Consider the following 24032-nt stretch of genomic DNA (forward strand, 5'->3'; position numbering starts at 1 on the left):
CCTTGCAAGAAGGTCCCATTGTGAAGCTGCAAGAGTTGAGTCCGAGCGATTTTGAGATCCTCAAGTCGATGGAGAACATTGTGGACGGCATCGCCACCATGTATGGTCAGCACACCGAAGTGCTGCTCCACAGTCTGGATGCGCGCAATCCCTCGATCGTCAAGATTGCCAACGGCCATATCACCGGCCGCAGTGTCGGCGCTCCCATCACCAACCTGGCGATGATGAAGCTCAAGAGCGGGCAGGATATCTCCAGCCCCTACATGACCAAGTGCGCTACCGGCAAGACCCTGCGCTCCATCACGACAGTGATCCGCAACGGGGAGCACAGGGCCATCGGTTTGCTCTGTATCAACAGTGACATGGATGCCCCGCTGCAATCCGTGCTGCGCACCATGATGCCGGAGTGCATGCATCCCCACGAGAGCCATGCCACCCCGGAGGTGTTCGCCCGCAACATCGACGAAGCGCTCAACAGCACCATAGATACCGTCAGTGCCGAGGTACGTGGCAACGAGGCTGTGCCCCCGTCCCAGAAGACTCGGGTTATCGTCAACCAGCTGTACGACATGGGGATCTTCGAACTGAAAGACAGCGCCCAGATTGCGGCGCGCCAGCTCGGGATCTCGGTCCACTCCATCTACCGCTATCTGCGGGAGATCAAGAAGGGCTGAGCCGATACACTCTGGCCAAATTGGCAGCAAACGGGTCAGCCTTGACCCGTTTTTTACGCCTGCGTTTACACGTCTGTTTGGGCCATCCTTCGAGCTCATCTGCTATCATCTTCCCCCCTTTATTTTTCTATCTCTCTGAACGTGCTGGAGAAATCATGTCTCGACTCATCTATCTGCTGCGCCACGGCCAGACCCGCTTCAATGCCGAGCAGCGTCTGCAAGGGCGTTGCAACTCCGATCTGACCGACAAGGGTGAGGCGCAAGCCATCGCCATGGGGCGGCGCCTTGCCGCCGAACTGGCGGATCCCGCCCGCTGGATCGTCTATGCCAGCCCGCTTGGCCGTGCCCGTCAGACTGCACTGCTGGTGTGTGAGCAGTTGGGGCTGTCAGCGGATCGCATCGTCTGGGAAGATCGGTTGATGGAGCTGGGGATGGGGGAGTGGGAGAGCTGCCAGATCCCGGCGCTGCGTCTTGCCCACCCCGAGCTCGATACCGGCAAAGGGGACTGGTATCTGCAGGCACCGGGGGCCGAGAGCTTCGAGAGCATTCAGCTCCGGGCACACCAGTGGTTGCAGGATCCTGCCATCGCCGAGCGGGCCATTGTTATCTCCCACGGTCTGCTCGGTGCCATGTTGCGCGGCGTCTATGCCGATCTCGACTATGAGGCGACCTGGTCACAGGAGTTGCCCCAAGATGCCTTCTATAAGCTGCAGGATGGCCACATCACTCGCATTGCCTGCTAGTTTCGTGGACGTTGCCGCCATCAGTGCATGGACGATGCAGGCTGCAACGCACTACGGATTTTGCTTTGCGAAGATTAGACATCAACGAAATGATGAATAGACTCAAAAAGCGCATTATCAATAAGGGCATTAGCCCTTCTCCTGCGGTGATGTGTTTAAGGTCTGGTTTTGCGAACAGGTTGCAACTTGCATTGCACTATGGTGCACAGACCGCGCTTTTTAATGAGGTAAGCGGGTGATTGTATTGAAATGAGTGGTCGCGTGATGCTTGGTGTATCAATTGCATATTAAACGACCAGTGGCCTGAGTATGAGGACGACACCATGAAAGGGATCTCGGTTCGTAGCAAATTATTGATGCTGGTTGTGGTACCGCTGTTTTGTATGATTTTGCTGTGCACTCTCTCCCTTTGGGGGATGCGCCTGATGAATCAGGCTGCCCATCAGGTGAATGAAGAGGAGGTGCAGCAGTTATCCGAACTGAAGCTGATTTCAGACTTGTATGCGGTCAGTGTCGTTGATGCGATCAATAAAGCGCATGTTGGATTAATCACCCGTGAAGAGGCAAAACGTTCCGTTACTGAAGCGCAGTTAAAAGCAGCAACGGAATGGAAGCGTTACATGGCCCAGAAGATGTCTGCGGAAGAGCGGGCGATTGCGGAGTCTGCCCAAGTATTGATGAACAAAGCCGACATTACACTGGATCGTATTAAGAGTGATCTTTCATTAAAAGCTCCTCTTGATAAGGCAATTCATCAGTTATATAGCACGGTTGATCCTTTTAATGAGGAGCTGGGCAAGCTGGTTGAACTCCAGCTGAGATTTGCAGATGAGCATGTTGGTACCCTGGAAAGTCTGGCCGTTGATTTTTCATTTGCCTTCCTCTCCATCACCGGGATTGCCCTGTTCGCTTTATCCGTGCTGGGGATCTGGATTTTTCGCGGGATCAGTCAACCGCTCACCGCTTTGCGCAGAGCACTTTACAAATTGCAGCATGAGCAGGATTTGACCGTCACCGTCCCCGTCATTCGGGAAGATGAATTGGGGCAAGTCGCACGGGCGCTGAATGATATGGTTAGCCATTTCCGCAGATTGATTGGCGAAATGGATGACGTGGCCGAACAGTTATCGACAGGCGCCGATGCACTGAACGAGCTGGGGCTAACCAGTGCAGAGCAAATGGCCCAGCAGCGTCTGGAGACAGATCAGAGCGCTGCTGCGATGAATGAGATGAGCGCAACGGTTAACGAAATCGCTCAAAATACAAATAGTGCTGCAATTGCCGCCCGTCAGGCTGAAAACAAGGCAGAAGAGGGGCAAGCGGTTGTCAAGGAGACCATTGGGAATATGGCTCTGCTCTCTGGTCAATTGCAAAATACATCCACTGTGCTGCAAAACCTGGCTATCGAAAGCAATAACATTACCCAGGTGATGGGGGTTATTCGCTCGATTGCCGAACAAACCAATTTACTGGCACTGAATGCGGCAATTGAAGCCGCCAGAGCGGGTGAGCAGGGGCGCGGTTTCGCGGTGGTGGCTGATGAAGTCCGGGTACTTGCTCAGCGCACCCAAAACTCTACCGGAGAAATCCAGAACACCGTCAATCGCCTGCAACAGAATGCAACTATGGCTGTTGATAGTATGAATATCGGATTATCTGAAGTGGAGAAGACGAATACCCTGATGCTGACCTGCGGCGTCTCTTTGGAAGAAATTGTGAGTGCGGTGGATGATCTGAATAATCTCAATGTGCAGGTCGCCGCTGCAGCCGAAGAGCAAAGCAAAGTCACCGAAGAGATGACGCGCAGCATGGTCAATATTGCCGATATCGCAGTACATACCTCGGACTCGGCAGCCCATGTATCGGCCAAGTGTCAGCGTCTTGATGAGATGGCCAAGTCAATGAGAACACAGATTAATCATTTTAAATGGCGCTCACATGCCGCTTGATATAGTTCGATGACATTACCCCCAGGCCCCGAGAGTTCGGGGCCTTTTTGTATCATGTTGGTCGTACTGCACCTGTGTTGAAACATGTCATCGGTTTCCATAGATATGGGAAGATTTATTACCGGACTGATGAAGTGAGGCTTTCCGAAAAATTGTGCATTTTTGACGGCAGCCGTCACCCTGAATGGCCATTTTTGCCGCAGTTCAACACATCAGAGCACCTTATCGCGGCAAGATGAGGTATCTTATGCCCCGATTTCATCCATTAAACGGATCCGAGACCCCATATGATCATCAAACCCAAGGTTCGCGGCTTTATCTGCACCACCACTCATCCGGTCGGTTGTGAAGCCAATGTTCGTCGCCAGATCGCTTATACCAAGGCCAAGGGCACCATCGAGAATGGTCCCAAGAAGGTGCTGGTGATCGGCGCTTCTACCGGTTATGGCCTGGCCTCCCGGATTGCGGCTGCCTTCGGTAGCGGCGCCGCCACCCTCGGCGTCTTCTTTGAAAAAGCGGGCACCGAGTCCAAGACCGGTACCGCTGGCTGGTACAACTCTGCCGCCTTCGACAAGGCAGCCAAAGAGGCGGGCCTCTACGCCAAGAGCGTCAACGGCGATGCCTTCTCCAACGAGTGCCGCGCCAAGGTGATCGAGCTTATCAAGCAGGATCTGGGTCAGATCGATCTGGTTGTCTACTCCCTGGCCTCTCCGGTGCGCAAGATGCCGGAAACCGGCGAAGTGGTGCGCTCTGCCCTCAAACCGATCGGTGAGGTCTACACCACCACCGCCATCGATACCAACAAGGATCAGATCATCACCGCCACCGTCGAGCCGGCGAACGAAGAAGAGATCCAGAACACTATCACCGTCATGGGCGGTCAGGATTGGGAGCTGTGGATGGCTGCCCTGCGTGATGCCGGCGTGCTGGCTGACGGCGCCAAGTCCGTGGCCTACTCCTACATCGGTACCGATCTGACCTGGCCAATCTACTGGCATGGCACTCTGGGCCGCGCCAAGGAAGATCTGGACCGCGCCGCTGCCGCCATCCGTGGCGATCTGGCAGCCAAGGGCGGCACCGCTCACGTGGCCGTGCTCAAATCCGTGGTGACTCAAGCTTCTTCCGCCATTCCGGTGATGCCGCTCTATATCTCCATGGCTTTCAAGATCATGAAGGAGAAGGGCATTCACGAGGGTTGCATGGAGCAGGTAGATCGCATGATGCGCACCCGTCTCTACGCGTCCGACATGGCGCTGGACGAGCAGGCTCGCATCCGCATGGATGACTGGGAACTGCGCGAAGATGTGCAGCAGACCTGCCGCGACCTGTGGCCATCTATCACCAGCGAGAATCTTTCCGAGCTGACTGACTACACCGGCTACAAGCAGGAGTTCCTGCGCCTGTTTGGTTTCGGTCTGGATGAGGTCGATTACGATGCGGATGTAAATCCGGACGTGAAATTCGACGTGGTCGAGCTCTGAGTCTGACTCAAGTGAAAACAGGGCCCCGCGGGGCCCTGTTTTTTTGGCAAAAACCCCGCTAATTTGCGGAATTTTATTATCAGCGATCACCTTTTTCCCATATCAAACCCGCTAGTCTTGCGCTGATCGGATTACAGACGGCATTGCCGAGGTACGGAAGCTATGACCACTCCAAACGAGGCGCCCAAGAAGCGCCAACTCCCCACAGTCTATACCCTGCTTTTCATCATCATCGCCCTGATGGCCGCCCTGACCTGGGTGCTGCCAGCGGGCAAATATGACTATGTCACCGCCAAGACCCAGCAGCCGGTGGCGGCTGCGGCCGTGGCCGATTACAGCGGCGATGAGCGGCTGTTGCCGGTGCCCGGCAGCTACACCGAACTCCCCTCCCACCCGCAAGGGGTATTCGAGGTGCTCAAGGCGCCCATCCAGGGCTTTCACAAGGCGGCCGACGTGGCGCTGTTCGTGCTCATCATCGGTGGTTTTCTCGCGGTGACCATGCAGAGCGGTGCGCTCGATGCCGGGGTGGGGGCCATTGTGCGCGGCTTTGCCGGGCGCGAACGGCTGCTTATTCCCGTACTGATCGCCCTGTTTGCCCTCGGCGGCTCCACGTTCGGCATGGCGGAGGAGACGGTAGCCTTCTGGGCACTGATCGTGCCGGTGATGATGGCGGCGGGCTTCGATCGCATGGTGGCGGCGGGGATCATCCTGCTCGGCTCCGGGGTCGGGGTGCTCGCCTCTACCGTCAACCCGTTTGCCACCGGCATCGCCTCCGGTTTTGCCGGTATCCCCATCGGTGAGGGGATTGGCCTGCGGGTCATCCAGTGGCTGCTGCTGGTGATCTTCGCCTCCTGGTTCGTGATGCGCTACGCCAAGCAGGTGCAACAGGACAAATCCCGCTCCGTGCTGGCCGACATCACCTATGACGACGAGTTCTCCCAGATGAAGAGCGGCAACCTCGCCTTCACCGGCAAGCAGAAGCTCACCATGCTGGTATTCTTCGGCACCTTCCTGCTGATGATCTATGCGGTGGTGCCCTGGTCGGATTTGGGGATTGATGTGCTGCCCACCTTTGGCTGGTGGTTTGACGAGCTCTCCACCCTGTTCTTCAGCGCCTCCATCCTGATCGCGCTGATCAACCGGATGCCGGAGTCCAACTATGTGGCGACTTTCCTGAGCGGCGCTCGGGATCTCATCGGGGTGGCGCTGGTGGTAGCGGTGGCGCGCGGCATCTATGTGGTGATGGAGCAGGGCGTCATCATCGACACCATTCTGCATTGGGCTGAAGGGCTGGTGAGCGGACTCTCCTCGTCGGTCTTCATCCTGATGGCCTATCTGGTGCACATCATCCTGAGCTTCTTTATCCCCTCCACCTCGGGGCTGGCGACTGTCTCCATGCCGCTGATGGGGCCGCTGGCGGACTTCTCCGGTATTTCGCGGGATCTGGTGATCACCGCCTATCAGTCCGCCTCCGGCTGGATCAACCTGTTCGCCCCCACCGCCGCCCATCTGGTGGCCGGTCTGGCGCTCGCCAAGATCCCCTACGATCGCTTTGTGCGCTGGGTGCTGCCCTTTATCATCGGCGTAGCCCTCATCACCATGGCGGTGCTGGTAGCCGGTGCCCTGCTGCACGGCTGATGGCACGAATAAAACCACAGATAACAAAAAGGCTCCGTAAGGAGCCTTTTTCATTGGCTTTGTTTACTGCTTGTAGCCTTTGAGGAAGCGGGCGAGGCGGCCGATGGCATCCTCCAGCTCCTCTTCGCGGGGCAGAAACACCAGCCGGAAGTGATCCGGCGCCGGCCAGTTGAAGCCGGTGCCCTGTACCAGCAGCAGCTTCTCCTGTTGCAGCAGGTCGAACACCATCTTCTGATCGTCGCGGATGTCATACACCTTGGGATCCAGGCGCGGGAACATGTAGAGCGCCCCCTTGGGCTTGACGCAGGAGACCCCGGGGATCTCGTTCAAGAGCTCCCATGCCTTGTCCCGCTGCTTGCGCAGGCGGCCGCCCGGCAGGATCAGCTCGTTGATGCTCTGGTAGCCGCCAAGCGCAGTCTGGATGGCGTGCTGCATCGGCACGTTGGCGCACAGTCGCATGGAGGCCAGCATCTCCAGCCCTTCAATGTAACCGCGGGCACGGCCTTTTGGACCGGTGATGACCATCCAGCCCTGACGGAAGCCGCAGGCACGGTAGGCCTTGGAGAGGCCGTTGAAGGTCACCACCATCACATCGTCACACAGGGTGCAGACGCTGGTGTGGGAGATGTCGTCATAGAGGATCTTGTCGTAGATCTCGTCGGCGAAAATGATGAGGTTGTGCTGGCGGGCGATCTCGATCACCTCCAGCAGGAACTCGCTGCCGTAGACGGCGCCGGTCGGGTTGTTGGGGTTGATCAGCACCAGGCCGCGGGTGCGCGGGGTGATGCGGGCACGGATGTCATCGAGATCCGGATACCAGTCAGCCCCTTCGTCGCAACGGTAGTGCACCGCATGGCCACCGGAGAGGGTGACGGCGGCGGTCCAGAGCGGGTAGTCGGGGGAGGGGACCAGCATCTCGTCGCCGTTGTTGAGCAGCGCCTGCATCGCCATCACGATCAGCTCGCTGGCGCCATTGCCGATGTAGATGTCGTCGATATCGACCTTGCGCATCCCTTTTTGCTGGTAGTACTGCATCACCGCCTTGCGGGCAGAAAACAGCCCCTTGGAGTCGCAGTAGCCCTGGCTCAGGGGCATGTTGAGGATCACATCCTTGATGATCTCTTCCGGCGCATCAAAGCCGAACGGGGCCGGGTTGCCGATGTTGAGCTTGAGAATGCGGTGGCCTTCGTCTTCGAGACGGCGAGCCTCTTTATGCACCGGGCCGCGGATGTCATAGCAGACATCGTCGAGCTTGTGCGACTTGTCGATTGTGAACATGGTGACAGTGATTCCTTCCCCACAGGGACGCGTTGGCGAAAAAGGCGATTTTTAGTATCAAATTTCTTTTCCCCTATTCTTCACAGAATTGAATGCTAGAACAATCCTCTTTTTAGAAGAATTCCCTGATTTTTAGCCCTAAAACAGGGTTGCCAGAACGTTAAATTCAGCACGATCTTTGGTGCTAACCAAGGTTAACTAGTGAAACATGGGGAACGAATTAACAAAGCTGCCTGACTGTGTTGCAATATCCGGATCCTGTGGCACGATTGGCTTGTGTAAAAAATCGTCTTCGTCCCCCTTTTCGATGAGTTGACTGGCACTCATGGTGTCATCTTTATGTGGTTCGCTCATCGGTATTACTTCTGCGAGGTTTTCCCATGCAAGCACCCGTTCCAGGCCGCTATCGCCACTTCAAGGGGGGTTACTATCAAGTGCTTGCCCTGGCTTTGCATACCGAAACCCAGGAGCAGCTGGTAATTTATCAATCCGAGCAGGATGGTCAGGTCTATGCCCGTCCCGTCGCCATGTTCATGGAGTGGATTGAGCATCAGGGGCAGGTTGTCAGCCGTTTTGCCCCGGCAGGAGACTGACCACGCCTCCGTTTTTATCGCTCAAGGGATGAGCACTCGAGCTAAATGGTGTCACAAGTTGTCGCATGACGCCCTTGGGCATGAGACGTGCAGCCAGCTGTCTTAATGATAAATCCCTTATCTAATCAACCAATTGTGACGAATATCACATTCAGTGAGCCCCGCCTGCCGGGTTCGCAATCTGGACTCACACTCCCATAATGCTGCGCTTGTTCAAGCATGGGCCCTTCTCGGGTCTTGTTCGGTGTTATCTCAAATGGGAGAAATAATGTGAAACCTGTTGCTGCTGAGTTTATGGGCACTTTCTGGCTGGTATTGGGCGGATGCGGCAGTGCCGTGCTGGCTGCAGCCTTCCCTCACGTCGGGATTGGTCTGCTGGGGGTCTCGCTGGCTTTCGGTCTGACCGTGCTGACCATGGCGTTTGCCATCGGCCATATCTCCGGTTGCCACCTCAATCCGGCCGTGACCGTCGGTTTGTGGGCGGGTGGTCGTTTTCCGGCATCCGGTGTACTGCCTTATATCGTGGCGCAAGTGTTGGGTGGCATTGCCGCCGCTGCCGTGCTTTACGTAATTGCCAGCGGTCAGGCCGGGTTTGATCTCTCTGCCGGTTTTGCTTCCAACGGCTACGGTGAGCACTCTCCGGGTGGTTATAGCCTGACTGCCGCCCTGGTGTGTGAAGTGGTGATGACCGGTTTCTTCCTGTTCGTCATCATGGGCGCCACCGATAGCCGTGCGCCTGCCGGTTTCGCGCCGATCGCCATCGGTCTGTGCCTGACCCTGATCCACCTCGTCAGCATTCCGGTGACCAATACCTCGGTCAACCCGGCCCGCAGTACCGGTGTTGCGCTGTTTGTCGGTGACTGGGCTATCAGCCAGCTGTGGCTGTTCTGGGTTGCCCCGATTGTCGGTGCCATTCTGGGTGCGCTGGCTTATCGCCTGGTGGCGACTGAGCAGAAGTAATCATTTGCGAAACAAAGTGTGGTATCGACACGCCTGCGGGCGTGTTTTTTGTTTCTGGAGGGGCGATAAAAGAGCATTAACCGAGGCTAACCTCAGAGCCCTTTGGCCTGCAGCATCTCTTTGTAGCGCAGGTGGAGGAGCTGGACGCGCTCCACATAGGCACGGGTTTCCGCATAGGGCGGGATACCGCCATGTTTTTGTACGGCGCCCGCGCCGGCGTTGTAGGCCGCGGTCGCCAGCGCCACGTTGCCGTCATACTGCTTGAGCAGTCCCGCCAGGTATTTCACCCCGCCGAAGATATTCTGCTCCGCCAGCAAGGCATTGCCGACCCCCAACTCCCGCGCCGTGGCGGGCATCAGCTGGGTCAGCCCCATCGCTCCCTTGCGGGAGACCGCAAGAGGATTGAAAGCCGATTCCGCATGGATCAGCGCCCGGATCAGCGCAGGCTCAACCTGATAGGTTTTGGCGGCCGCCTTGATGGTGCTGGCATAGTCATAGAGAAACAGCCCTGTGGTTTGCCAGTTGACGCTGGATTTGGGATCGCAGGCGAAGCAGTCATTGAACAGCAGCAGCTCGTAATGGCCTTGTTCGGGCGCCATGTCGGAGTAGCGAACCACCCCGTTCTGCTGCACCGATTTATAGACCTGGATCTGCTTCTTGCCGTTGGTGGCGACTGCCGCTGTTTGAGCGGTGTCGGGTTGTGAGGCGGGAGTGGCATCTTTGCTCGGACGCAAGGGGGAGGGCGCTGCGGTCAGGAAGATCACCTCCGCGGGGGGGGGAGTCTGGCTCCATCCGCTCAGGGGGATCAACAACATATGGCCTGCCAGCATCCATGCTTTCAACCCTGATACTCCTTCTTGTGATGACCATGTTGAGTAAAGCATCATGACGAAGGCAGAACAAGCGGCCAACAGGGGGCAAATGATCCGATTCGGTGACCGGGATCAAAGTATCCGCCGCAATAAAGGATTGTCATCATAAAGCACGGTTTTGACAGTCGGGCGGTGGGTCATGGCCTCTTCCACCGGGTAAGCAAGCTGCCCACGACGTCCGCTTTTTTGTTGACGAAAGGCATGCTATCGTGCTGGCGTCATGTGGTCGGATTAGCGCACCGTATCTGGCACTAATAACTGATTATCAAAGGATTTGTCTGTGACAAGCAAGCTGGCGATGGAACTCACTTTCGAAGAGTACTGCGACGCCGACCTCTCCCTTATCAGGGACTATTACGAGACGACGTTTTCCCATTATGTGCCGGATCTGGCCGAGCGGATCTTTGTCGTGCGTGATGCTCACTGGCTGGTGGGGGCGGTACGGCTGCGGGACGAGGAGGAGTTTTACCATCTGTGCGGCTTTCGCCTGTTGCCCCACTACCAGTCGCTGGGATTGGGGTCACGGCTGCTGCAGCACGCCTGTCACGGCCTGTTGGACAAACCTGTGGTCTGTCAGGCGCTGCCCTTCGAGAAGCCTTTCTATCTCAAGGCCGGGTTTGCCGATATGCCCCTCAATCAATTGAGCGGGTCGCTTTTCTCCCTCTACGAGCGGCAGCAGCAGGGTTATCAGGTGGAGCTGCTGGTAAGGGATACCACCCAGCCCCTCCTGAATTGAGCGGTTTAGCGCGGTTTGGTCAGCAGGTGGATCTTGCCCGGTGACAGCTCCAGCCCCAGCAGATTCTCCTTCAGCCAGGCCTGATCCGGATCCTTGTCATTGAGTTTGTAGACCGGTTTGGTCTCGAGCCGCTTCTCCATACTCTGCAGCAGCATGTTGAGCATCAGTCCGAACTTCTTCTCGGCCGCCTCCGGCTCCAGCTTGTACTCCACCAGCTTCATGTTATCGAGAAACAGCGCGCTCTGGCTCTTGTCATAGCGGGGTCTCGCCTCATAGGTCATCTGCAGGCGGGCGTCATATTCGGTATTGTCTGGCAGGGCGATTTTGAGCTTGCCCTTGCCATAGACCCGGGCGGTATCGGGGCGTTGGCGACCGATCTGGACATCGCTCTGCTCAAGCGTCACATGGGCCTTGATGATGCCCGGCAGCTCCAGCTGTTTGTCGACTTGCACCTGAGATTGCAGGTACTGGTTTATCTGTTGCTCATTGATGTCATATGAGCCTTGGCCTAGCATGGCCAGGCTGAGCAGCATAGATTGCAGGATCATGCGTGCGACCTGATAGAATGGATTTGCCTTACAGCATACCATCCCGGCCGGTTGGGGTCTGCCCACTGCGCTGTTTGTCGATTAGAAGGAGTCCCCGTTGTTTAACGGTCTGGAACACGATCTTCAACTGCTGTTTTCCCGTTTTCTGGGTTGGCTGCTACTGCTTTTTCATACCGTGATTGTCACCGGTGTGTCGTTTCGGGTGGTGATGAAACGCCGTCCCATCGGGGTGTCGCTGGCCTGGCTGGCGCTGATCTATGCCATTCCGTTTGCCGGGGTTGGCTTCTATGTGCTGTTTGGTGAAATAAAGCTGGGGCGCCGCCGTGCCGAGCGCGCCCAGGCCATGTATCGCCCTTATGCCATCTGGATCCGCCAGCTGGCCCGTCTGTTCCCGCAGCACTGCTGCGAAGTGGGCGCCAAGGCACAGCCGCTGCACGATCTCATCCAGGGACGGCTCGCCATGCCGATGCTCTCCGGCAACCGCATGACCTTGCTCAACAAGCCGGACTGGATCTTGCGCGAGATTGCCCAGGATATCCGTCGCTCGACGCTCTCCTGCTATCTGGAGTTCTATATCTGGCATCCGGGCGGCGATGCCGACGAGGTGTGCGAGGCGCTGATTGAAGTGGCGCAACGCGGCGTGGATTGTCGCTTGCTGCTCGATTCGGTGGGCAGCAAGCAGTTCTTCCGCTCCCATTGGCCCAAAAAGCTGCGCAAGGCGGGGGTCAAGCTGGTGGAGGTGCTGCCGGTCGGCGCCTGGCGCATTCTGTTCCAGCGTCAGGATCTGCGGATGCACCGCAAGCTGGTGGTGATCGATGACAGGGTGGGTTACACCGGCTCCATGAACATGGTGGATCCCCGCTTCTTCAAACAGGATGCCGGGGTCGGCCAGTGGGTCGACATCATGATCCGGGTGCAGGGGCCCATGGTGCCGCTGATGTGGTCGATCTTCGTCTGGGATTGGGAGATGGAGACCGGCGAGCGGCTGCTCGACAGTCTGCAGCATGAGCCGGAAGCCTGGCCCCAGACCAACTACCGCGCTCAGCTGATCCCGTCCGGCCCCTTCGTCGGCGGCGACTGCATCCAGCAGAGCCTGCTGCTGGCCATCTATCAGGCACGCAGCCATCTGGTGCTGACGACCCCTTACTTTGTACCCGACGATCCGTTGGCGGCCGCACTCAGTTCGGCGGCGGCGCGCGGGGTGCAGGTGCAGCTGGTGTTGCCGGCACGCAACGACTCCATCATGGCCAATTACGCCTGCAACGCCTTTATGGAGGAGTTGCTGGCGGCCGGGGTGGAGATCTACCGCTACGATGCCGGTCTGCTCCATACCAAGAGCGTGCTGGTGGATGATGACTTCGCGCTGGTGGGGACGGTCAATCTGGATCGGCGCAGCCTCTGGCTCAACTTCGAGGTGACCCTGCTGGTGGACAACCCCTCGTTCGTGGCCCAGATGACCCGGCTGGTACAGGGCTATATGGCGGAAGCCACCCCGATGACCCTGGCCCAATGGCAGGCCCGCCCCTGGTACAAGAAGGCGATGGAGAACATCTTCTATCTCTTCAGCCCCTTGCTGTGATGTTGTGGCGAGCCGCAAGAAAGTGGACTCGCCATCTGATTGGACTTGCCTAGCCCCGAGTCCGCCCCGTAGAGTGCAGTGACAACTCCCTGGAGACACATGGATATATGAAAAAGATAGTGGCCCTCGCCGTGGGTGCGGCACTGGTAGGTGGTGGTCTGGCTGCGTGCTGGTACACGGGCAACAGCTTCGACAACATCATGGCGGAGCAGATCGCCAAGGTAGAGCAAGAGACTGGCATCGACATGCAGTGGCAGCCGGGTAGCAGCAACCTCTTCACCCGTGACGGGATCCTGAAGGTCGTGGTGACGCCGGAGGAGCTGGCTGCCATCGACAGCGAGCTGGAGGGCAGTCAGCCCATCGAGTTGCAACTGGTGGTCAAGAGCCAGATCCTGCCGCTCTACATCAAGAGCCACTTCCTGCTCGATACCCATAATGGCACGCTAGCGCCGGTCTTTACCGCACTGGGCATGGAGCAGTGGGAACTCGGTCTGGAGTCGGTCACCAGTCTCTGGACCCAGGGTAACAGCAGCCGTTTCTGGGCCAATGAATTCAAGATCAAACAGGGGCTGGACGAGTTCAGCTTCCTGCCCCTGAGCGGCGAGTTCCACGGCAATCTGGAGGGGAATGGTCACCTCACCATGACCTGGCAGGGGATGACGGTCCATGAAGAGCAGAGCAAGATGGACTTGGTGCTGGCCGATCTGAAAGGGAGTGCCGACATTGCCGAGATCAGCGGTGTGCTCCTCTCGCCCCAGAGCGAGATGACCCTCTCGGCCCTCACGGTACAACTGCCTGACAGCGTCAAGGTCGCCCTGCAGGGGATGACTACCGAGACTCAGCTGACCGGTGATGATGCCCAGACCCTCTCCAGCAGCTATCAGATGAAAATTGCCAAGCTGGATCTGGAAAACGAGACCGACACCCTGGCGGTGACCGACAGCAAGTTGGCGCTCAACCTCAACGGTCTGGATCTGGAAGGGTATCAGGGGCTGCAGGCCGCCGGTGGCAAGGGAGTTGAAGATGCCGCCATCCAGCAGGCGCTGGACAAGATGCTCAAACGTGGCGCGACCCTTGAACTGGCCGATCTCAGTGCCAAACTCAACGGTGAGGCGGTGACCATGAAGGGGGACGTGAAGCTGGCCTCCACCTCGCTGGAGCAGCTGTTCAACAGCGACGCGGGAATGCAGGCCCTCTCCGGCGTGCTGCATGCCAGCCTCAGCGACAAGCTGGGCAAGGCGGTGCCGCAACTGGCCCCCATGCTCGATCAGCTGACCCTGATGGGTTATCTGAAGGCCGACAAGCAAGCGCTGACCTCCGAGCTGAAGCTGGAGAAGGGCGCGGTGACGGTAAACGATCTGCCGCTCTGACACTCGGCGCAGAAACAACAACGGCTCCCACGGGAGCCGTTGTTGTTTCTGGCGTTTGCATACGAGCCATGTGGGCGGATTACTTGAAGACCACCGTCTTGTTGCCGTAGACGAACACCCGCTCGTTCAGTACCAGCTCCAGCGCGCGGCTCAGCACCGATTTCTCCACATCCCGACCCGCCTTGGCCATGTCGTCCGCACTGAAGGCGTGACCGACGTGGATCACGTCCTGTTCGACAATGGGGCCTTCATCCAGGTCGTCGGTCACGAAGTGGGCGGTGGCACCGATCAGCTTGACGCCGCGATCAAACGCCTGTCGGTAGGGGCGGGCACCGATGAAGGCGGGCAGGAAGGAGTGGTGGATGTTGAGGATCTTGCGCGGATAGGCCTCGACGAAGCTCGGGGTAAGCACCCGCATGTACTTGGCCAGGATCACATAGTCAGGCTCATAGCTGTCGATGATGGCGCGTACCTGCTCTTCATGTTCGGTCCGGCTCAGATCCTCGTGACTGACGGTGTGGAACGGGATATCGAACTTGCCGGTGAGCTCGGCCAGGGTATCGTAGTTGCCGATCACCGCAACGATATCCATATCCAGCGCGCCCGCGTAGTTCTTCATCAGAATATCGCCGAGGCAATGGGTCTCCTTGGTCACCAGGATGACGATGCGCTTCTTGCCCGCCTTGACCAGACGGCGCTGGGCGCCGGTGGGCAGGGCATCATCGAGGTCGGCCAGCAGAGTCTCGTCGTTGAAGCGCCCCTCCAGCTCGGTACGCATAAAGAAGCGGCCATTCTCGTGATCCACAAACTCATCGTTCTTGATGATGTTGAGCTGGTGCTTGTAGCAGATGTTGGTGATCTTGGCGATGAGCCCTTTGGCATCAGGGCAATCCGTGAGCAGTATTTTCTTTTCCATCTCTGTCATTTTCCGTTTGTGGTGTTGGCGCTGCTGTCTGCGCCGGCAGCGTTGTTCAGGCTCTCTTTTCGGGCCCTGTTTTTTGGTTTCGGGAACTATGCCATAAACCGATCCGCGCCATAAAGAAATTCGCCAGTCATAGCCTCTCGCGCTGGCGAGCAGGCCGCAGAGCGGGATTCCGGGCGCAATGTTGAAACGCTTTTCAGCCTGCGGGGGATTTTGGCTGGTATCTGCAACCGTTTTTCTTTAGGCTGTCTGCGCTTATTCTCAGGGCGGGGTGCAACTCCCCACCGGCGGTATCCCGATTGACTCGGGGAGCCCGCGAGCGCCCGACTTGGCTGATTGCCAGGTCGGGGTCAGCAGATCCGGTGAGATGCCGGAGCCGACGGTCATAGTCCGGATGAAAGAGGATAAGACAGACCTTGCCGCGTTGGCCCTTGTGGGCTGGCCGCTGCATGCCCATCTCTGTCTGCCTTTCCATGCCCTGATTCTGGTCCTTGTCTTGTTTAGGAGTTTTACCATGAATCAGTCTCTACTCAGTGAATTCGGTGATCCCGTTGCCCGTGTCGAAGCGGCTCTGTTTGCCTTGCGTGCCGGAGGCGGCGTGCTGGTGGCCGACGATGAAGATCGGGAGAACGAGGGCGACCTCATTTTCGCCGCCGAATCCATGACCAATGAACAGATGGCGATGATGATCCGCGAGTGCTCCGGTATCGTCTGCCTCTGCCTGCCCGACGAGCGGGTTCGCCAGCTCGAACTGCCGATGATGGTGGAGGCCAACTCCAGCCACTACCAGACCGCCTTTACCGTGACCATCGAAGCGGCGCAGGGGGTCACGACCGGTGTCTCGGCTGCTGATCGCATCACCACCATCCGTGCAGCCATCGCAGACGGCGCCAAACCGGGCGATCTGCACCGCCCGGGTCATGTTTTCCCGCTGCGGGCGCGAACCGGTGGGGTGCTTACCCGTCGTGGTCATACCGAAGCGACGGTCGATCTGATGCAGCTGGCTGGCCTCAAACCGTTTGGTGTGTTGTGTGAATTGACCAAAGAAGATGGCTCGATGGCGCGTCTGCCAGACCTGGTTGCGTTCGGTCGCAAGCACCGGATGCCGGTGCTGACCATCGAGGATCTGGTGCAATATCGTCAATTGTTGTCAGAACGTACAGCCTGAGCCTCATACGAAATTGTAATAAGGCAAAAATTTGGTTAACCTTTGTCCGTGCCCCCACCACACGGCACTCATTTTTTAGACGAATCTGGACAAAAACTGTTCATTCAAAAAAAAATGAGGGTTTTAATGCATTTATCTGTGGTGGGGACTATGCAAAGTAGGATTTTTTTGTGCCATAATCACGCCGCTTGCTAAACGTCTGGCGAGTTCAAGGGAGCTTTAAAAATGAAAAAATTGTTGTTGGTAGGTGTTGTTGGTCTGTCCGCTCTGCTGGGCGGTTGTGCAAACACCAGCGAACTGGAAACTTCCGTTCAGAATCTGTCTAACAAAGTTGACCAACTGGCTCAAGATGTTAGCGCAGTTCGTGCTGATCAGTCCAAAATCGCTGCTGATGTTGCCGAAGCCAAGCAAGAAGCTATGCGTGCTAACCAGCGCATCGACAACATGGCTACTTCCTACAAGAAGTAATCCATGCGAAAAAAATGGCGCAGTTTTGCGCCATTTTTTTTTGCCTGAAATTCACCGTATCTTCACTATTCCCACAGCACCTTATTCCCACAGTACCTTCTTCGTACTTGACCCATGAGGTCATGCCGGTCTCCCGACACTCCCCCATCATTACCAGCCAGTTCGATTCCGATCAGTAGAGCAGACTATAGAGTTTGCGACGGTAGCTCTGCGCCGCAGGTGTGCTGCCCATGGTCGCCAGAATATCGAGATAGGTCTTTCTGGCATCGCCGAATGCCAAATCCCGCTTGAGGATCTCCAGCAGCAGTCCCAACGCCTCTTCCTGACGACCAGCCTGGTTGTATTGCACCGCCAGCTCCTGAGCCAGGGCAAAATCATCAGGCTGTTCTGCATGGCGGGCTTCCAGCGCGCGCAGTTCCGGGCTGTCTGCCGCTTGCAGGGCGAGCGCCAGTCGTGAGCTCAGGGTATGGAAGTGACCATCCTGCGCCGCCATCGGGATGGTGCCGAGGCGCTCCTGCGCTTCCTCCAGCAGGTTGAGGTCGAGGGCAGCTTGAATGAGCCACAGGCTGATGTCGTGACGTTCAGGAGCCAGCTGGTGTGCCTTGGTCAGATGGGCATAGGCGATGCTGGGCTGCTCGTCAGCCAGCGCCTGTTGTCCCTTGGCCAGCAACTCTTCCTCTTCTTTGGGGGCGAAGGCGGCGAAATACTGGCGCAGGGTGGCTTCATCCTGCGGCCCTTCGATGATCCCCTGTTCGTCAGGGCGACCCTGATGGAACAGCACCAGCGCCGGTAGGGCGCGCAGGCCGAGCTGACTGGCCAGCGGCTGCAGTTGGGGATCGTTCATATCCACCTTGGCCAGGGTGACCTGCTCATTGGCGGGCCCAACCAGTGATTCGATCAGCGGTGTCATCCCCTGACACTCCGGCATCTGCGGAGCATGGAAATAGATGACGACCGGCTTCTTCATGGACGCATCGATAAGTTCAGCGTGAAAATTCTGGGGAGTAATGTCGACGATCATGAGTTGGACTCTTCAGAAAGGGTGTTGAGTAACATGGGGTTAAGCGAGTGGCAATTCAAGCGCTCATCCAGCCGGTAAAAGGTCACAGGGGCTGCCGCCGCTGCGAGGCTGAGCCAGCCGCTGGCAAAGGGCCAATCCTGTACCTGATAAGAGGTGTCATCGAGCCGGTTGTCGAGTCGCCATCCTTCCTCCGGGAGAAACCGCACCTTCTCCAGCCCCGCCGCTATGCCGCCACCGTGGGCTTTCAGTACCGCCTCCTTGCGTGACCAGAGCCGGTAGAAGGCGCTCTCCTGCTCTTGAGCAGGCTGTGCGCAGAGCCACTCATATTCACTCTGTGCATAAAACCGGCGGGCCAGGGGGAGGGGATGATGCCGCCGTTTGCCCAGTTCGATATCCACCCCCAGCGGCCCCTGCGGGCAGAGCGCCAACACCAGCCAGCGGCCACTGTGGCTCAGATTGAAATGCCAGGCATCATCATGCAGCCGGGGCTTGCCGTGGGGGCCGTTGCAAAATTGCAGGCTGGCGGCGGGTTGCTGCAGCCGCTCGGCCAACAGCTGGCGCAGCAGGGCGCGGCTCACCAGATATTCCTGACGCCGTTCAGGATGGGTCATGGTTTGCCAGATATGCTGCTCATCGGTTGACAGCCCTTCAGGCAATTGAGCAAGCAGTTCCTGGCATACTCTGGCCGGTTTTAACAAAAAAAGATCGGTTTCGATCATGATTTTTCACTTTAAAAAGGTGCTGAAGCAGGGATAAAAGCCAGTTATCTATGAGACCCAAGGCCCTTTTTGCGATTGTATATTGTTTGGGCATGATCACATTAATTATGAAAAATCGTGCATTTACTTGCAAAAATGTGAGCTCGATAGGGATTTTCACTTGCCTCGATAGAATTCTTGGATATAGTCGGGTGCTGTTGCCTTATAAATTGCCCTTTGGGGCCGTATTTTAACAAGATTTACTATTTAGCGGGGATAAAGGATTGCGCCACCTGATGCTACTGCTGGTCGCGCTCGGAATGGTGGGTTGTGCCTCGGCACCCCAACCCGAGGTCGCGAGCAAGATCGAAGTTTCCATGGTTGAACCTGTCATCGAACCGGAAGCTTCCCAGACACCCGATGTGAATGAAATCCTGACAGTATATAAAGAGTGGCGTGGTGTTCCGTACCGGATGGGTGGCAGTAGCCAGCGCGGTATCGACTGTTCCGCCTTTGCCCGTGAAGTGTTCCGCAATGCCGTCGGTGTCGAATTACCCCGTGATACCCGCTCCCAAGTCCACGAAGGGACGCGCGTTTCCAAGCAGGATCTGGTCGAAGGCGATCTGGTCTTCTTCAAAATCAATCGTCGTCTCAACCACGTTGGCATCTATGTCGGCAATGGCGAATTCATCCATGCCTCGACCCGAGCCGGTGTGACACGTTCCAAGCTGGATAGCCAATATTGGCGCAACAAGTTCTGGCAAGCTCGCCGGATCGATATCTGAGTCAGGCTGGACAAACGGCTCGCAGTACGGACTGTTTTTCCAACCTCACTTGAACCGGGCTCGATAGCCCGGTTTTTTATTGCCGTCGTTTAGACTTTCCCGAGTCAAATCACTATAGTGTGGGCCCGTTTTCTTCGGCAGGCTCAGCATGAAACCCCGCATCTCATCAGCCGGTGGCCCCAAGTCGGGCGACCGTAAATCCGGACTTCACTCCCGTAATCGCCATCAGGCGGGTTACGACTTTGAGGCGCTTTGCCTGCGAACTCCCGAATTGGCCGCTCATGTCTTTATCAATGACTACGGCACCCGCACCATCGATTTTGCCAATCCCGATGCAGTGAAGACCCTCAACCGTGCCCTGCTGGCCCATCACTACGGGATTGCCCACTGGGACTTGCCTGCCGGTTACCTCTGTCCGCCCATCCCGGGACGGGTGGACTACCTGCACTGGGCGGCCGACCTGTTGGCCGAGAGCGCAGGCCAGCTCCCTACCGGCAAGGGGGTGAGGGTGCTGGATATCGGGGTGGGGGCAAACTGCATCTATCCGTTGCTGGGGGCCCGCGAATATGGCTGGCGTTTTGTGGGATCGGATATCGATCCGGTCTCGGTCAAGGCGGCCACCCTGCTGGCCAAGAGCAACGGGCTCGGCAACCAGATTGAGTGTCGTCTGCAGGGTAACCCCAACCATGTGTTTCGCGGCATCATAGGGCCGAAGGAGCGCTTCGCCCTGACGCTGTGCAATCCACCGTTCCATGCGTCGCTGGAAGAGGCGAGCAAGGGGACGGAGCGCAAGCTGCGCAATCTGGGCAAGGAGGTGACAGGCGCTCCTGTGCTTAATTTTGGCGGCCAGAAGGCTGAGCTCTGGTGCGAAGGGGGCGAGGCGGCGTTTCTGGCCAACATGATTACCCAGAGCAAGGAGTTTGCCACTCAGTGCCTCTGGTTCAGCTCGCTGGTGTCGAAAAAAGAGAACCTGCCGGGGGCGAAAAAGGCGTTGAGCCGGGTGGGGGTGCGTCAGGTACGGGTGATCGACATGGCACAGGGCAACAAGGTGAGCCGGATCCTTGCCTGGTCCTTTCTGGATGAGGAGGGATTGCGTAGCGGCTGGTCGAGCGCGTGCTGAGTCCCCACCACAAGGCCCGATGAGGGCCTTTTTTCATGATGAGCCCCGCGAATTTCCCCTGCTGGCGGCATCTTTGGCAATCGATTTCCTCATTGGCAGATCGTGCTGGTTTACATGGTGTAAGTAGTTACTTCTGCCTTGGTACAGGTGTACGCCGAGATTTTTTTGCACTTACAGCTGAAACTTTAATAAAATAGGACTGGTTAGACCTCTTTACAGGCATTGAATCAAATAGGGATCGGTAGATGAAAGTTGTCGATTTTCTGAAGCGCAAGCGCGAAATTCTGGCGCAGCACCCCTTTGAGCTCAAGGATTGGCTCTCTCCGGCGATCCGCGACTACTGGCGTGAGTTTCAGCAAAAGGCACATCTTCACCCTTTGCTGGGGCGTGTGCTGGACTTGCAAGCCGAGTCCCAGAGCGAGCAGCAACAGGATGCAGCAACCGTGGCACAAGTAGCCAACGGTCAGCCTGCTGTGGCTCAGGAACCCGCTGTTGAGCTGGGGGCCGAGGCGGCCGAGCTCTATGCCGCCCTGCAGGCCCGCATCGGTGAAGAGACCCACGTCGGCGAGTGGCTGCACGTCAGCCAGCAGATGATCGATCAGTTTGCTGCCGTGACCGGGGATCACCAGTGGATCCACACCGATCCGGAGCGTGCGGCCGCCGAGTCGCCTTTCAAGACCACCATCGCCCACGGATTCCTGACCCTGGCGCTGCTGCCGCAGTTGACCGGCTCGGTCGATGAGGCCACCCCCGAGTTCCCGACCGCCCGCATGGTGGTGAACTTCGGGCTGGATCAGGTACGTTTCCCGTACCCCATCAAGGTGGACAGCAATATCCGCGCCCGCACCAAGCTGGCCCGGGTCACCCCCATCAAGGGGGGGCTGGAGCTGCTCAAAGAGATCAAGGTGGAGATCGAAGGGATCCGCCGCCCGGGTTGCGTCATCGAGTCGGTGACCCGCATCTACTTCTGAGCCCCCTCATCGGCATGAATGGTGAAACGGGCCCGCTGTCCTGTGCAACGAACAGCGGGCCCGTTTTTTTGCCTGTTTGTTGCAAGGGGTGAGGCGTCAGCCATAGCGCGCCGACCCCAGCTTGATATGACTCACAAAACGGTGCGCCGTGCAGTTAGCCAGCTCTCATTTTGGCGAGTTGGCTGCGTGAGGCGATAGCATGTTATGCCACTATTGGCTTCTTACTCCCGATCCTGGAGACAATAGTGCCCATCAATAACAAGATTATTCTGCCACTGCTGCTGAGCCTCACCATCCTGCTGATCCCGACCCACTGGATCCCGCTGGAGGGGATCACCGTCATCGAGCAGCGGGTCGTGGCCATTTTCGTGCTGGCCGCTCTCTGCTGGATCCTGGAGCCCATCCCTATCTTCGCTACCTCGGTGCTGATCATCGTGCTGGAGCTGCTGCTGCTCTCCGACAAGGGGCTCTGGTTCATGACTGCCGACAAGGCTGAACCGGGGTTTGGTGAGCTGCTCAAGTCCACCGAGGTGATGGCGACCTTTGCCTCGCCGGTCATCATGCTGTTTCTCGGTGGTTTTTTCCTCGCCATTGCGGCGACCAAGTACCATCTGGACGTCAATCTGGCGCGGGTGCTGCTGCGCCCGTTCGGTCAGGATCCCCGGATCGTCATGCTGGGGCTGATGTTGATCACCGCCACCTTCTCCATGTTTATGAGCAATACCGCCACCACCGCCATGATGCTGGCCATCCTTACCCCGGTGCTGGCGGCGTTTCCCGACAAGGACCCGGCCAAAATCGGCTTTGTGCTGGCCATTCCGCTGGCGGCCAACCTCGGCGGGATCGGCACTCCCATCGGCACTCCGCCCAACGCAGTGGCCCTCAAATACCTGACCGGCGAGCATGCCATCTCGTTCGGTCAGTGGATGGGATTTGCGGTGCCCTTTGTGGTATTGCTGTTGCTGCTTGGCTGGTTCCTGCTGGGGCGCTTCTTCCCGAGCACCCTCAAGCGGATGGATCTCAAGATTGAGGGGCACTTTATGCAGACCCCTCGCGCCTGGGTGGTCTACCTCACCTTTATCACCACCATAGTGCTCTGGCTACTGGGGGATCTGCACGGCATGAGCTCCTACGTGGTCGCCATGATCCCGGTAGCTGTGTTCCTGACCACCGGCATCATCACCAAGGACGATCTGCACAAGATCTCCCTCGACGTGCTCTGGCTGGTCTCGGGCGGTATCGCGCTGGGGCTGGCGCTGGAGGACTCCGGGTTGGCCGAGCGGCTCATCACCCATATTCCGTTCCACGAATACTCCACGCTGGCGGTGCTGGTCGGCGCCTGTCTGCTGGCAGTGGTGATGGCCAACTTTATGTCCAATACCGCAACCGCCAATCTGCTGCTGCCACTGGTGGCGGCACTGGCGGTCAGCATGCCGGAGCTGGCCGAGTGGGGTGGCAGTCATACCCTGATCCTGGCGGTCACCATTTCGGTTTCGCTCGGGATGTCGCTGCCTATCAGTACCCCGCCCAATGCGCTGGCCCACGCCACCGGTCTGGTGGAGAGTCACCAGATGGTGCGCATCGGCGTCATCATGGGGTTGGTCGGTACCCTGTTGGCGATGGTATGGATCTACCAGATTGCCGCCTGGGGGCTGATCTAGTTGCTAGTCCGTTTGTCCGATAAGAAAGGCTATGTCCCAATTACGTGTTGCATGGGGCGCCCCAGCGCCTCATGCAAACATGTTTTGATATTTACGCCTTTTCCGTAACGCTCCAGCATCCGGCGCCAACCCAAGTAGTTCTTCAGGTAGTGCGTCGCCACGCCATGGAACCGCTCCATCCACTCTTTCAACCGATGGTGATATCCATTTACATGCTGGATGTGATACGCACCGACCACCCGTTTGCCTTGACGATTGCGCACCACCTGATGGGTTACACCCTGCTCTTTGCTGAAACAGGCATACACACCCGCTCCATCGCTACACAGCACCGCATCCGGTGACACCAACGGCTTCAACACCGCGATGACCGTCTCGGCATCTATTTTCTCCAACTGGAAATCCGCATGGTGGCCTGCACGGTCTTGTACTACCATCACCGGGATGTAATCTGGCCCGGTTCCACGAGTTCGACCTTTACCACCGCGATGACGTGGTGGACGCGGCAGTCCCCGCTGCCCCTTGAACGATTCAAGGAAGAAGGTCTCATCAACCTCAACGATGCCCTCTTCCCGGGTGGCCTGATGGGTTGCCATCGCGCGCAAGAAGCGGTGACGCCAGAGGAACGCGGTGTTTTTGCTGACCCCACAGCGCCGTGCGGCTTGGCGGACAGTCAGTCCTTCGATGAGGGCTTGCGCGCAGTCTTCCCAGCACTGTGCTTTACGCAATCTGGCCAAGGGCGTCTTGGTCAGAACGGTGCTGGTGCGCAGACACAGTTTGCAACGGTAGCGGCGCAG

23 protein-coding genes and 1 riboswitch are annotated in these 24032 nt (G+C 57.7%); of the genes, 16 read left to right on the forward strand and 7 right to left on the reverse strand.

Annotated features, from left to right (window positions below; genetic code table 11):
- Positions 1-20: 20 nt before the first annotated feature.
- The 5 genes from AB5Y76_RS20245 to AB5Y76_RS20265 all read left to right on the forward strand — a co-directional run bounded on the left by AB5Y76_RS20245 (position 21) and on the right by AB5Y76_RS20265 (position 6485).
- Positions 21-674: a transcriptional regulator gene (locus AB5Y76_RS20245; RefSeq protein WP_236340598.1), complete on the forward strand. Its 654-nt coding sequence runs from the start codon at positions 21-23 to the stop codon at positions 672-674.
- Between the two features lie 155 nt (positions 675-829).
- A complete protein-coding gene (locus AB5Y76_RS20250; RefSeq protein ID WP_263716771.1) occupies positions 830-1417 on the forward strand; it encodes a histidine phosphatase family protein in 588 nt (195 codons plus the stop codon).
- Positions 1418-1740: 323 nt separating this feature from the next.
- A complete protein-coding gene (locus AB5Y76_RS20255; RefSeq protein WP_263716770.1) occupies positions 1741-3366 on the forward strand; it encodes a methyl-accepting chemotaxis protein in 1626 nt (541 codons plus the stop codon).
- Between the two features lie 287 nt (positions 3367-3653).
- A complete protein-coding gene (gene fabV, locus AB5Y76_RS20260; RefSeq protein WP_005353312.1) occupies positions 3654-4847 on the forward strand; it encodes an enoyl-ACP reductase FabV in 1194 nt (397 codons plus the stop codon).
- A gap of 162 nt (positions 4848-5009) precedes the next feature.
- Positions 5010-6485 carry a YfcC family protein gene (locus AB5Y76_RS20265; RefSeq protein WP_263716769.1) on the forward strand — a complete coding sequence of 492 codons (1476 nt, stop codon included), beginning with the start codon at positions 5010-5012 and terminating at the stop codon, positions 6483-6485.
- Positions 6486-6548: 63 nt separating this feature from the next.
- On the opposite strand, the gene AB5Y76_RS20270 is transcribed toward AB5Y76_RS20265, so the two are convergent.
- Positions 6549-7763, reverse strand: coding sequence for a pyridoxal phosphate-dependent aminotransferase (locus tag AB5Y76_RS20270; protein ID WP_005334367.1), 1215 nt, complete (start codon positions 7761-7763; stop codon positions 6549-6551).
- A 380-nt stretch (positions 7764-8143) separates the two neighbouring features.
- Here AB5Y76_RS20270 and AB5Y76_RS20275 point away from each other — a divergent pair, with 380 nt between their 5' ends.
- Both AB5Y76_RS20275 and aqpZ read left to right on the forward strand, forming a co-directional pair.
- Positions 8144-8356 (forward strand): DUF1653 domain-containing protein, encoded by a 213-nt coding sequence (locus tag AB5Y76_RS20275; RefSeq protein WP_005334366.1) that lies wholly within the window; start codon positions 8144-8146, stop codon positions 8354-8356.
- A 270-nt stretch (positions 8357-8626) separates the two neighbouring features.
- A complete protein-coding gene (gene aqpZ / locus AB5Y76_RS20280; protein ID WP_005361747.1) occupies positions 8627-9316 on the forward strand; it encodes an aquaporin Z in 690 nt (229 codons plus the stop codon).
- Between the two features lie 92 nt (positions 9317-9408).
- Here aqpZ and AB5Y76_RS20285 read toward each other — a convergent pair whose 3' ends face one another.
- Positions 9409-10146, reverse strand: coding sequence for a lytic transglycosylase domain-containing protein (locus tag AB5Y76_RS20285; RefSeq protein ID WP_058055841.1), 738 nt, complete (start codon positions 10144-10146; stop codon positions 9409-9411).
- A 340-nt stretch (positions 10147-10486) separates the two neighbouring features.
- On the opposite strand from AB5Y76_RS20285, the gene AB5Y76_RS20290 reads away from it, so the two are divergent.
- A complete protein-coding gene (locus tag AB5Y76_RS20290) occupies positions 10487-10924 on the forward strand; it encodes a GNAT family N-acetyltransferase (protein WP_263086345.1) in 438 nt (145 codons plus the stop codon).
- Positions 10925-10929: 5 nt separating this feature from the next.
- Here AB5Y76_RS20290 and AB5Y76_RS20295 read toward each other — a convergent pair whose 3' ends face one another.
- The gene (locus AB5Y76_RS20295; protein ID WP_005353308.1) at positions 10930-11472 is read right to left on the reverse strand and encodes a DUF1439 domain-containing protein; all 543 of its coding nucleotides are present in this window, start codon (positions 11470-11472) and stop codon (positions 10930-10932) included.
- A gap of 97 nt (positions 11473-11569) precedes the next feature.
- On the opposite strand from AB5Y76_RS20295, the gene cls reads away from it, so the two are divergent.
- Both cls and AB5Y76_RS20305 read left to right on the forward strand, forming a co-directional pair.
- Positions 11570-13051, forward strand: a complete 1482-nt coding sequence (gene cls / locus AB5Y76_RS20300) for a cardiolipin synthase (RefSeq protein WP_005361740.1) — start codon at positions 11570-11572, stop codon at positions 13049-13051.
- Between the two features lie 107 nt (positions 13052-13158).
- Positions 13159-14421, forward strand: coding sequence for a DUF945 family protein (locus AB5Y76_RS20305; RefSeq protein WP_021229238.1), 1263 nt, complete (start codon positions 13159-13161; stop codon positions 14419-14421).
- 79 nt (positions 14422-14500) lie between these two features.
- Here AB5Y76_RS20305 and purU read toward each other — a convergent pair whose 3' ends face one another.
- Complete coding sequence (gene purU / locus AB5Y76_RS20310) at positions 14501-15337, reverse strand: formyltetrahydrofolate deformylase (RefSeq protein ID WP_005361738.1); 837 nt, start codon at positions 15335-15337, stop codon at positions 14501-14503.
- A gap of 259 nt (positions 15338-15596) precedes the next feature.
- Positions 15597-15753, forward strand: a riboswitch (FMN riboswitch).
- 104 nt (positions 15754-15857) lie between these two features.
- Between purU and ribB the strand changes: the two genes are divergently transcribed.
- Positions 15858-16511: a 3,4-dihydroxy-2-butanone-4-phosphate synthase gene (ribB, locus tag AB5Y76_RS20315; RefSeq protein WP_107685114.1), complete on the forward strand. Its 654-nt coding sequence runs from the start codon at positions 15858-15860 to the stop codon at positions 16509-16511.
- Positions 16512-16736: 225 nt separating this feature from the next.
- On the forward strand, positions 16737-16979 hold the full coding sequence (locus tag AB5Y76_RS20320) for an Lpp/OprI family alanine-zipper lipoprotein (protein WP_005334342.1): 243 nt from the start codon (positions 16737-16739) through the stop codon (positions 16977-16979).
- Positions 16980-17151: 172 nt separating this feature from the next.
- On the opposite strand, the gene AB5Y76_RS20325 is transcribed toward AB5Y76_RS20320, so the two are convergent.
- Positions 17152-18000: a tetratricopeptide repeat protein gene (locus tag AB5Y76_RS20325; RefSeq protein WP_021229235.1), complete on the reverse strand. Its 849-nt coding sequence runs from the start codon at positions 17998-18000 to the stop codon at positions 17152-17154.
- Positions 17997-18719, reverse strand: a complete 723-nt coding sequence (locus AB5Y76_RS20330; RefSeq protein WP_263716768.1) for a 4'-phosphopantetheinyl transferase superfamily protein — start codon at positions 18717-18719, stop codon at positions 17997-17999. Before AB5Y76_RS20330 ends, AB5Y76_RS20325 begins: the two co-directional genes overlap by 4 nt.
- A gap of 275 nt (positions 18720-18994) precedes the next feature.
- On the opposite strand from AB5Y76_RS20330, the gene AB5Y76_RS20335 reads away from it, so the two are divergent.
- The 4 genes from AB5Y76_RS20335 (at position 18995) to AB5Y76_RS20350 (ending at position 23235) form a co-directional block, all read left to right on the forward strand.
- The gene (locus tag AB5Y76_RS20335) at positions 18995-19483 is read left to right on the forward strand and encodes a C40 family peptidase (RefSeq protein ID WP_227273982.1); all 489 of its coding nucleotides are present in this window, start codon (positions 18995-18997) and stop codon (positions 19481-19483) included.
- Positions 19484-19631: 148 nt separating this feature from the next.
- Entirely contained in the window at positions 19632-20603 is a 972-nt protein-coding gene (gene rlmF / locus AB5Y76_RS20340; protein WP_263716767.1) for a 23S rRNA (adenine(1618)-N(6))-methyltransferase RlmF, read from the forward strand.
- Positions 20604-20848: 245 nt separating this feature from the next.
- Positions 20849-21574 (forward strand): MaoC family dehydratase, encoded by a 726-nt coding sequence (locus tag AB5Y76_RS20345; RefSeq protein ID WP_019445964.1) that lies wholly within the window; start codon positions 20849-20851, stop codon positions 21572-21574.
- A 245-nt stretch (positions 21575-21819) separates the two neighbouring features.
- Positions 21820-23235 carry a DASS family sodium-coupled anion symporter gene (locus AB5Y76_RS20350; protein ID WP_123172733.1) on the forward strand — a complete coding sequence of 472 codons (1416 nt, stop codon included), beginning with the start codon at positions 21820-21822 and terminating at the stop codon, positions 23233-23235.
- A 29-nt stretch (positions 23236-23264) separates the two neighbouring features.
- On the opposite strand, the gene AB5Y76_RS20355 is transcribed toward AB5Y76_RS20350, so the two are convergent.
- Positions 23265-24032 (reverse strand): IS1595 family transposase (locus AB5Y76_RS20355; RefSeq protein ID WP_368177811.1); only part of this gene is annotated, 768 nt, incomplete at its 5' end.

Origin of the sequence: Aeromonas sp. R1-2, from assembly GCF_040908505.1 — a bacterium.
Classification (GTDB): Bacteria; Pseudomonadota; Gammaproteobacteria; order Enterobacterales; family Aeromonadaceae; genus Aeromonas; species Aeromonas veronii.

Bases quoted from the DNA above. Each gene is read 5' to 3' on its own strand.
- AB5Y76_RS20250 (WP_263716771.1), top strand. From the start codon at position 830: ATGTCTCGACTCATCTATCTGCTGCGCCACGGCCAGACCCGCTTCAAT.
- AB5Y76_RS20255 (WP_263716770.1), top strand. From the start codon at position 1,741: ATGAAAGGGATCTCGGTTCGTAGCAAATTATTGATGCTGGTTGTGGTA.
- fabV (WP_005353312.1), top strand. From the start codon at position 3,654: ATGATCATCAAACCCAAGGTTCGCGGCTTTATCTGCACCACCACTCAT.
- AB5Y76_RS20265 (WP_263716769.1), top strand. From the start codon at position 5,010: ATGACCACTCCAAACGAGGCGCCCAAGAAGCGCCAACTCCCCACAGTC.
- AB5Y76_RS20270 (WP_005334367.1), bottom strand. From the start codon at position 7,763: ATGTTCACAATCGACAAGTCGCACAAGCTCGACGATGTCTGCTATGAC.
- AB5Y76_RS20275 (WP_005334366.1), top strand. From the start codon at position 8,144: ATGCAAGCACCCGTTCCAGGCCGCTATCGCCACTTCAAGGGGGGTTAC.
- AB5Y76_RS20285 (WP_058055841.1), bottom strand. From the start codon at position 10,146: ATGCTGGCAGGCCATATGTTGTTGATCCCCCTGAGCGGATGGAGCCAG.
- AB5Y76_RS20290 (WP_263086345.1), top strand. From the start codon at position 10,487: ATGGAACTCACTTTCGAAGAGTACTGCGACGCCGACCTCTCCCTTATC.
- AB5Y76_RS20295 (WP_005353308.1), bottom strand. From the start codon at position 11,472: ATGATCCTGCAATCTATGCTGCTCAGCCTGGCCATGCTAGGCCAAGGC.
- AB5Y76_RS20305 (WP_021229238.1), top strand. From the start codon at position 13,159: ATGAAAAAGATAGTGGCCCTCGCCGTGGGTGCGGCACTGGTAGGTGGT.
- purU (WP_005361738.1), bottom strand. From the start codon at position 15,337: ATGGAAAAGAAAATACTGCTCACGGATTGCCCTGATGCCAAAGGGCTC.
- ribB (WP_107685114.1), top strand. From the start codon at position 15,858: ATGAATCAGTCTCTACTCAGTGAATTCGGTGATCCCGTTGCCCGTGTC.
- AB5Y76_RS20320 (WP_005334342.1), top strand. From the start codon at position 16,737: ATGAAAAAATTGTTGTTGGTAGGTGTTGTTGGTCTGTCCGCTCTGCTG.
- AB5Y76_RS20325 (WP_021229235.1), bottom strand. From the start codon at position 18,000: ATGATCGTCGACATTACTCCCCAGAATTTTCACGCTGAACTTATCGAT.
- AB5Y76_RS20330 (WP_263716768.1), bottom strand. From the start codon at position 18,719: ATGATCGAAACCGATCTTTTTTTGTTAAAACCGGCCAGAGTATGCCAG.
- AB5Y76_RS20335 (WP_227273982.1), top strand. From the start codon at position 18,995: ATGCTACTGCTGGTCGCGCTCGGAATGGTGGGTTGTGCCTCGGCACCC.
- rlmF (WP_263716767.1), top strand. From the start codon at position 19,632: ATGAAACCCCGCATCTCATCAGCCGGTGGCCCCAAGTCGGGCGACCGT.
- AB5Y76_RS20345 (WP_019445964.1), top strand. From the start codon at position 20,849: ATGAAAGTTGTCGATTTTCTGAAGCGCAAGCGCGAAATTCTGGCGCAG.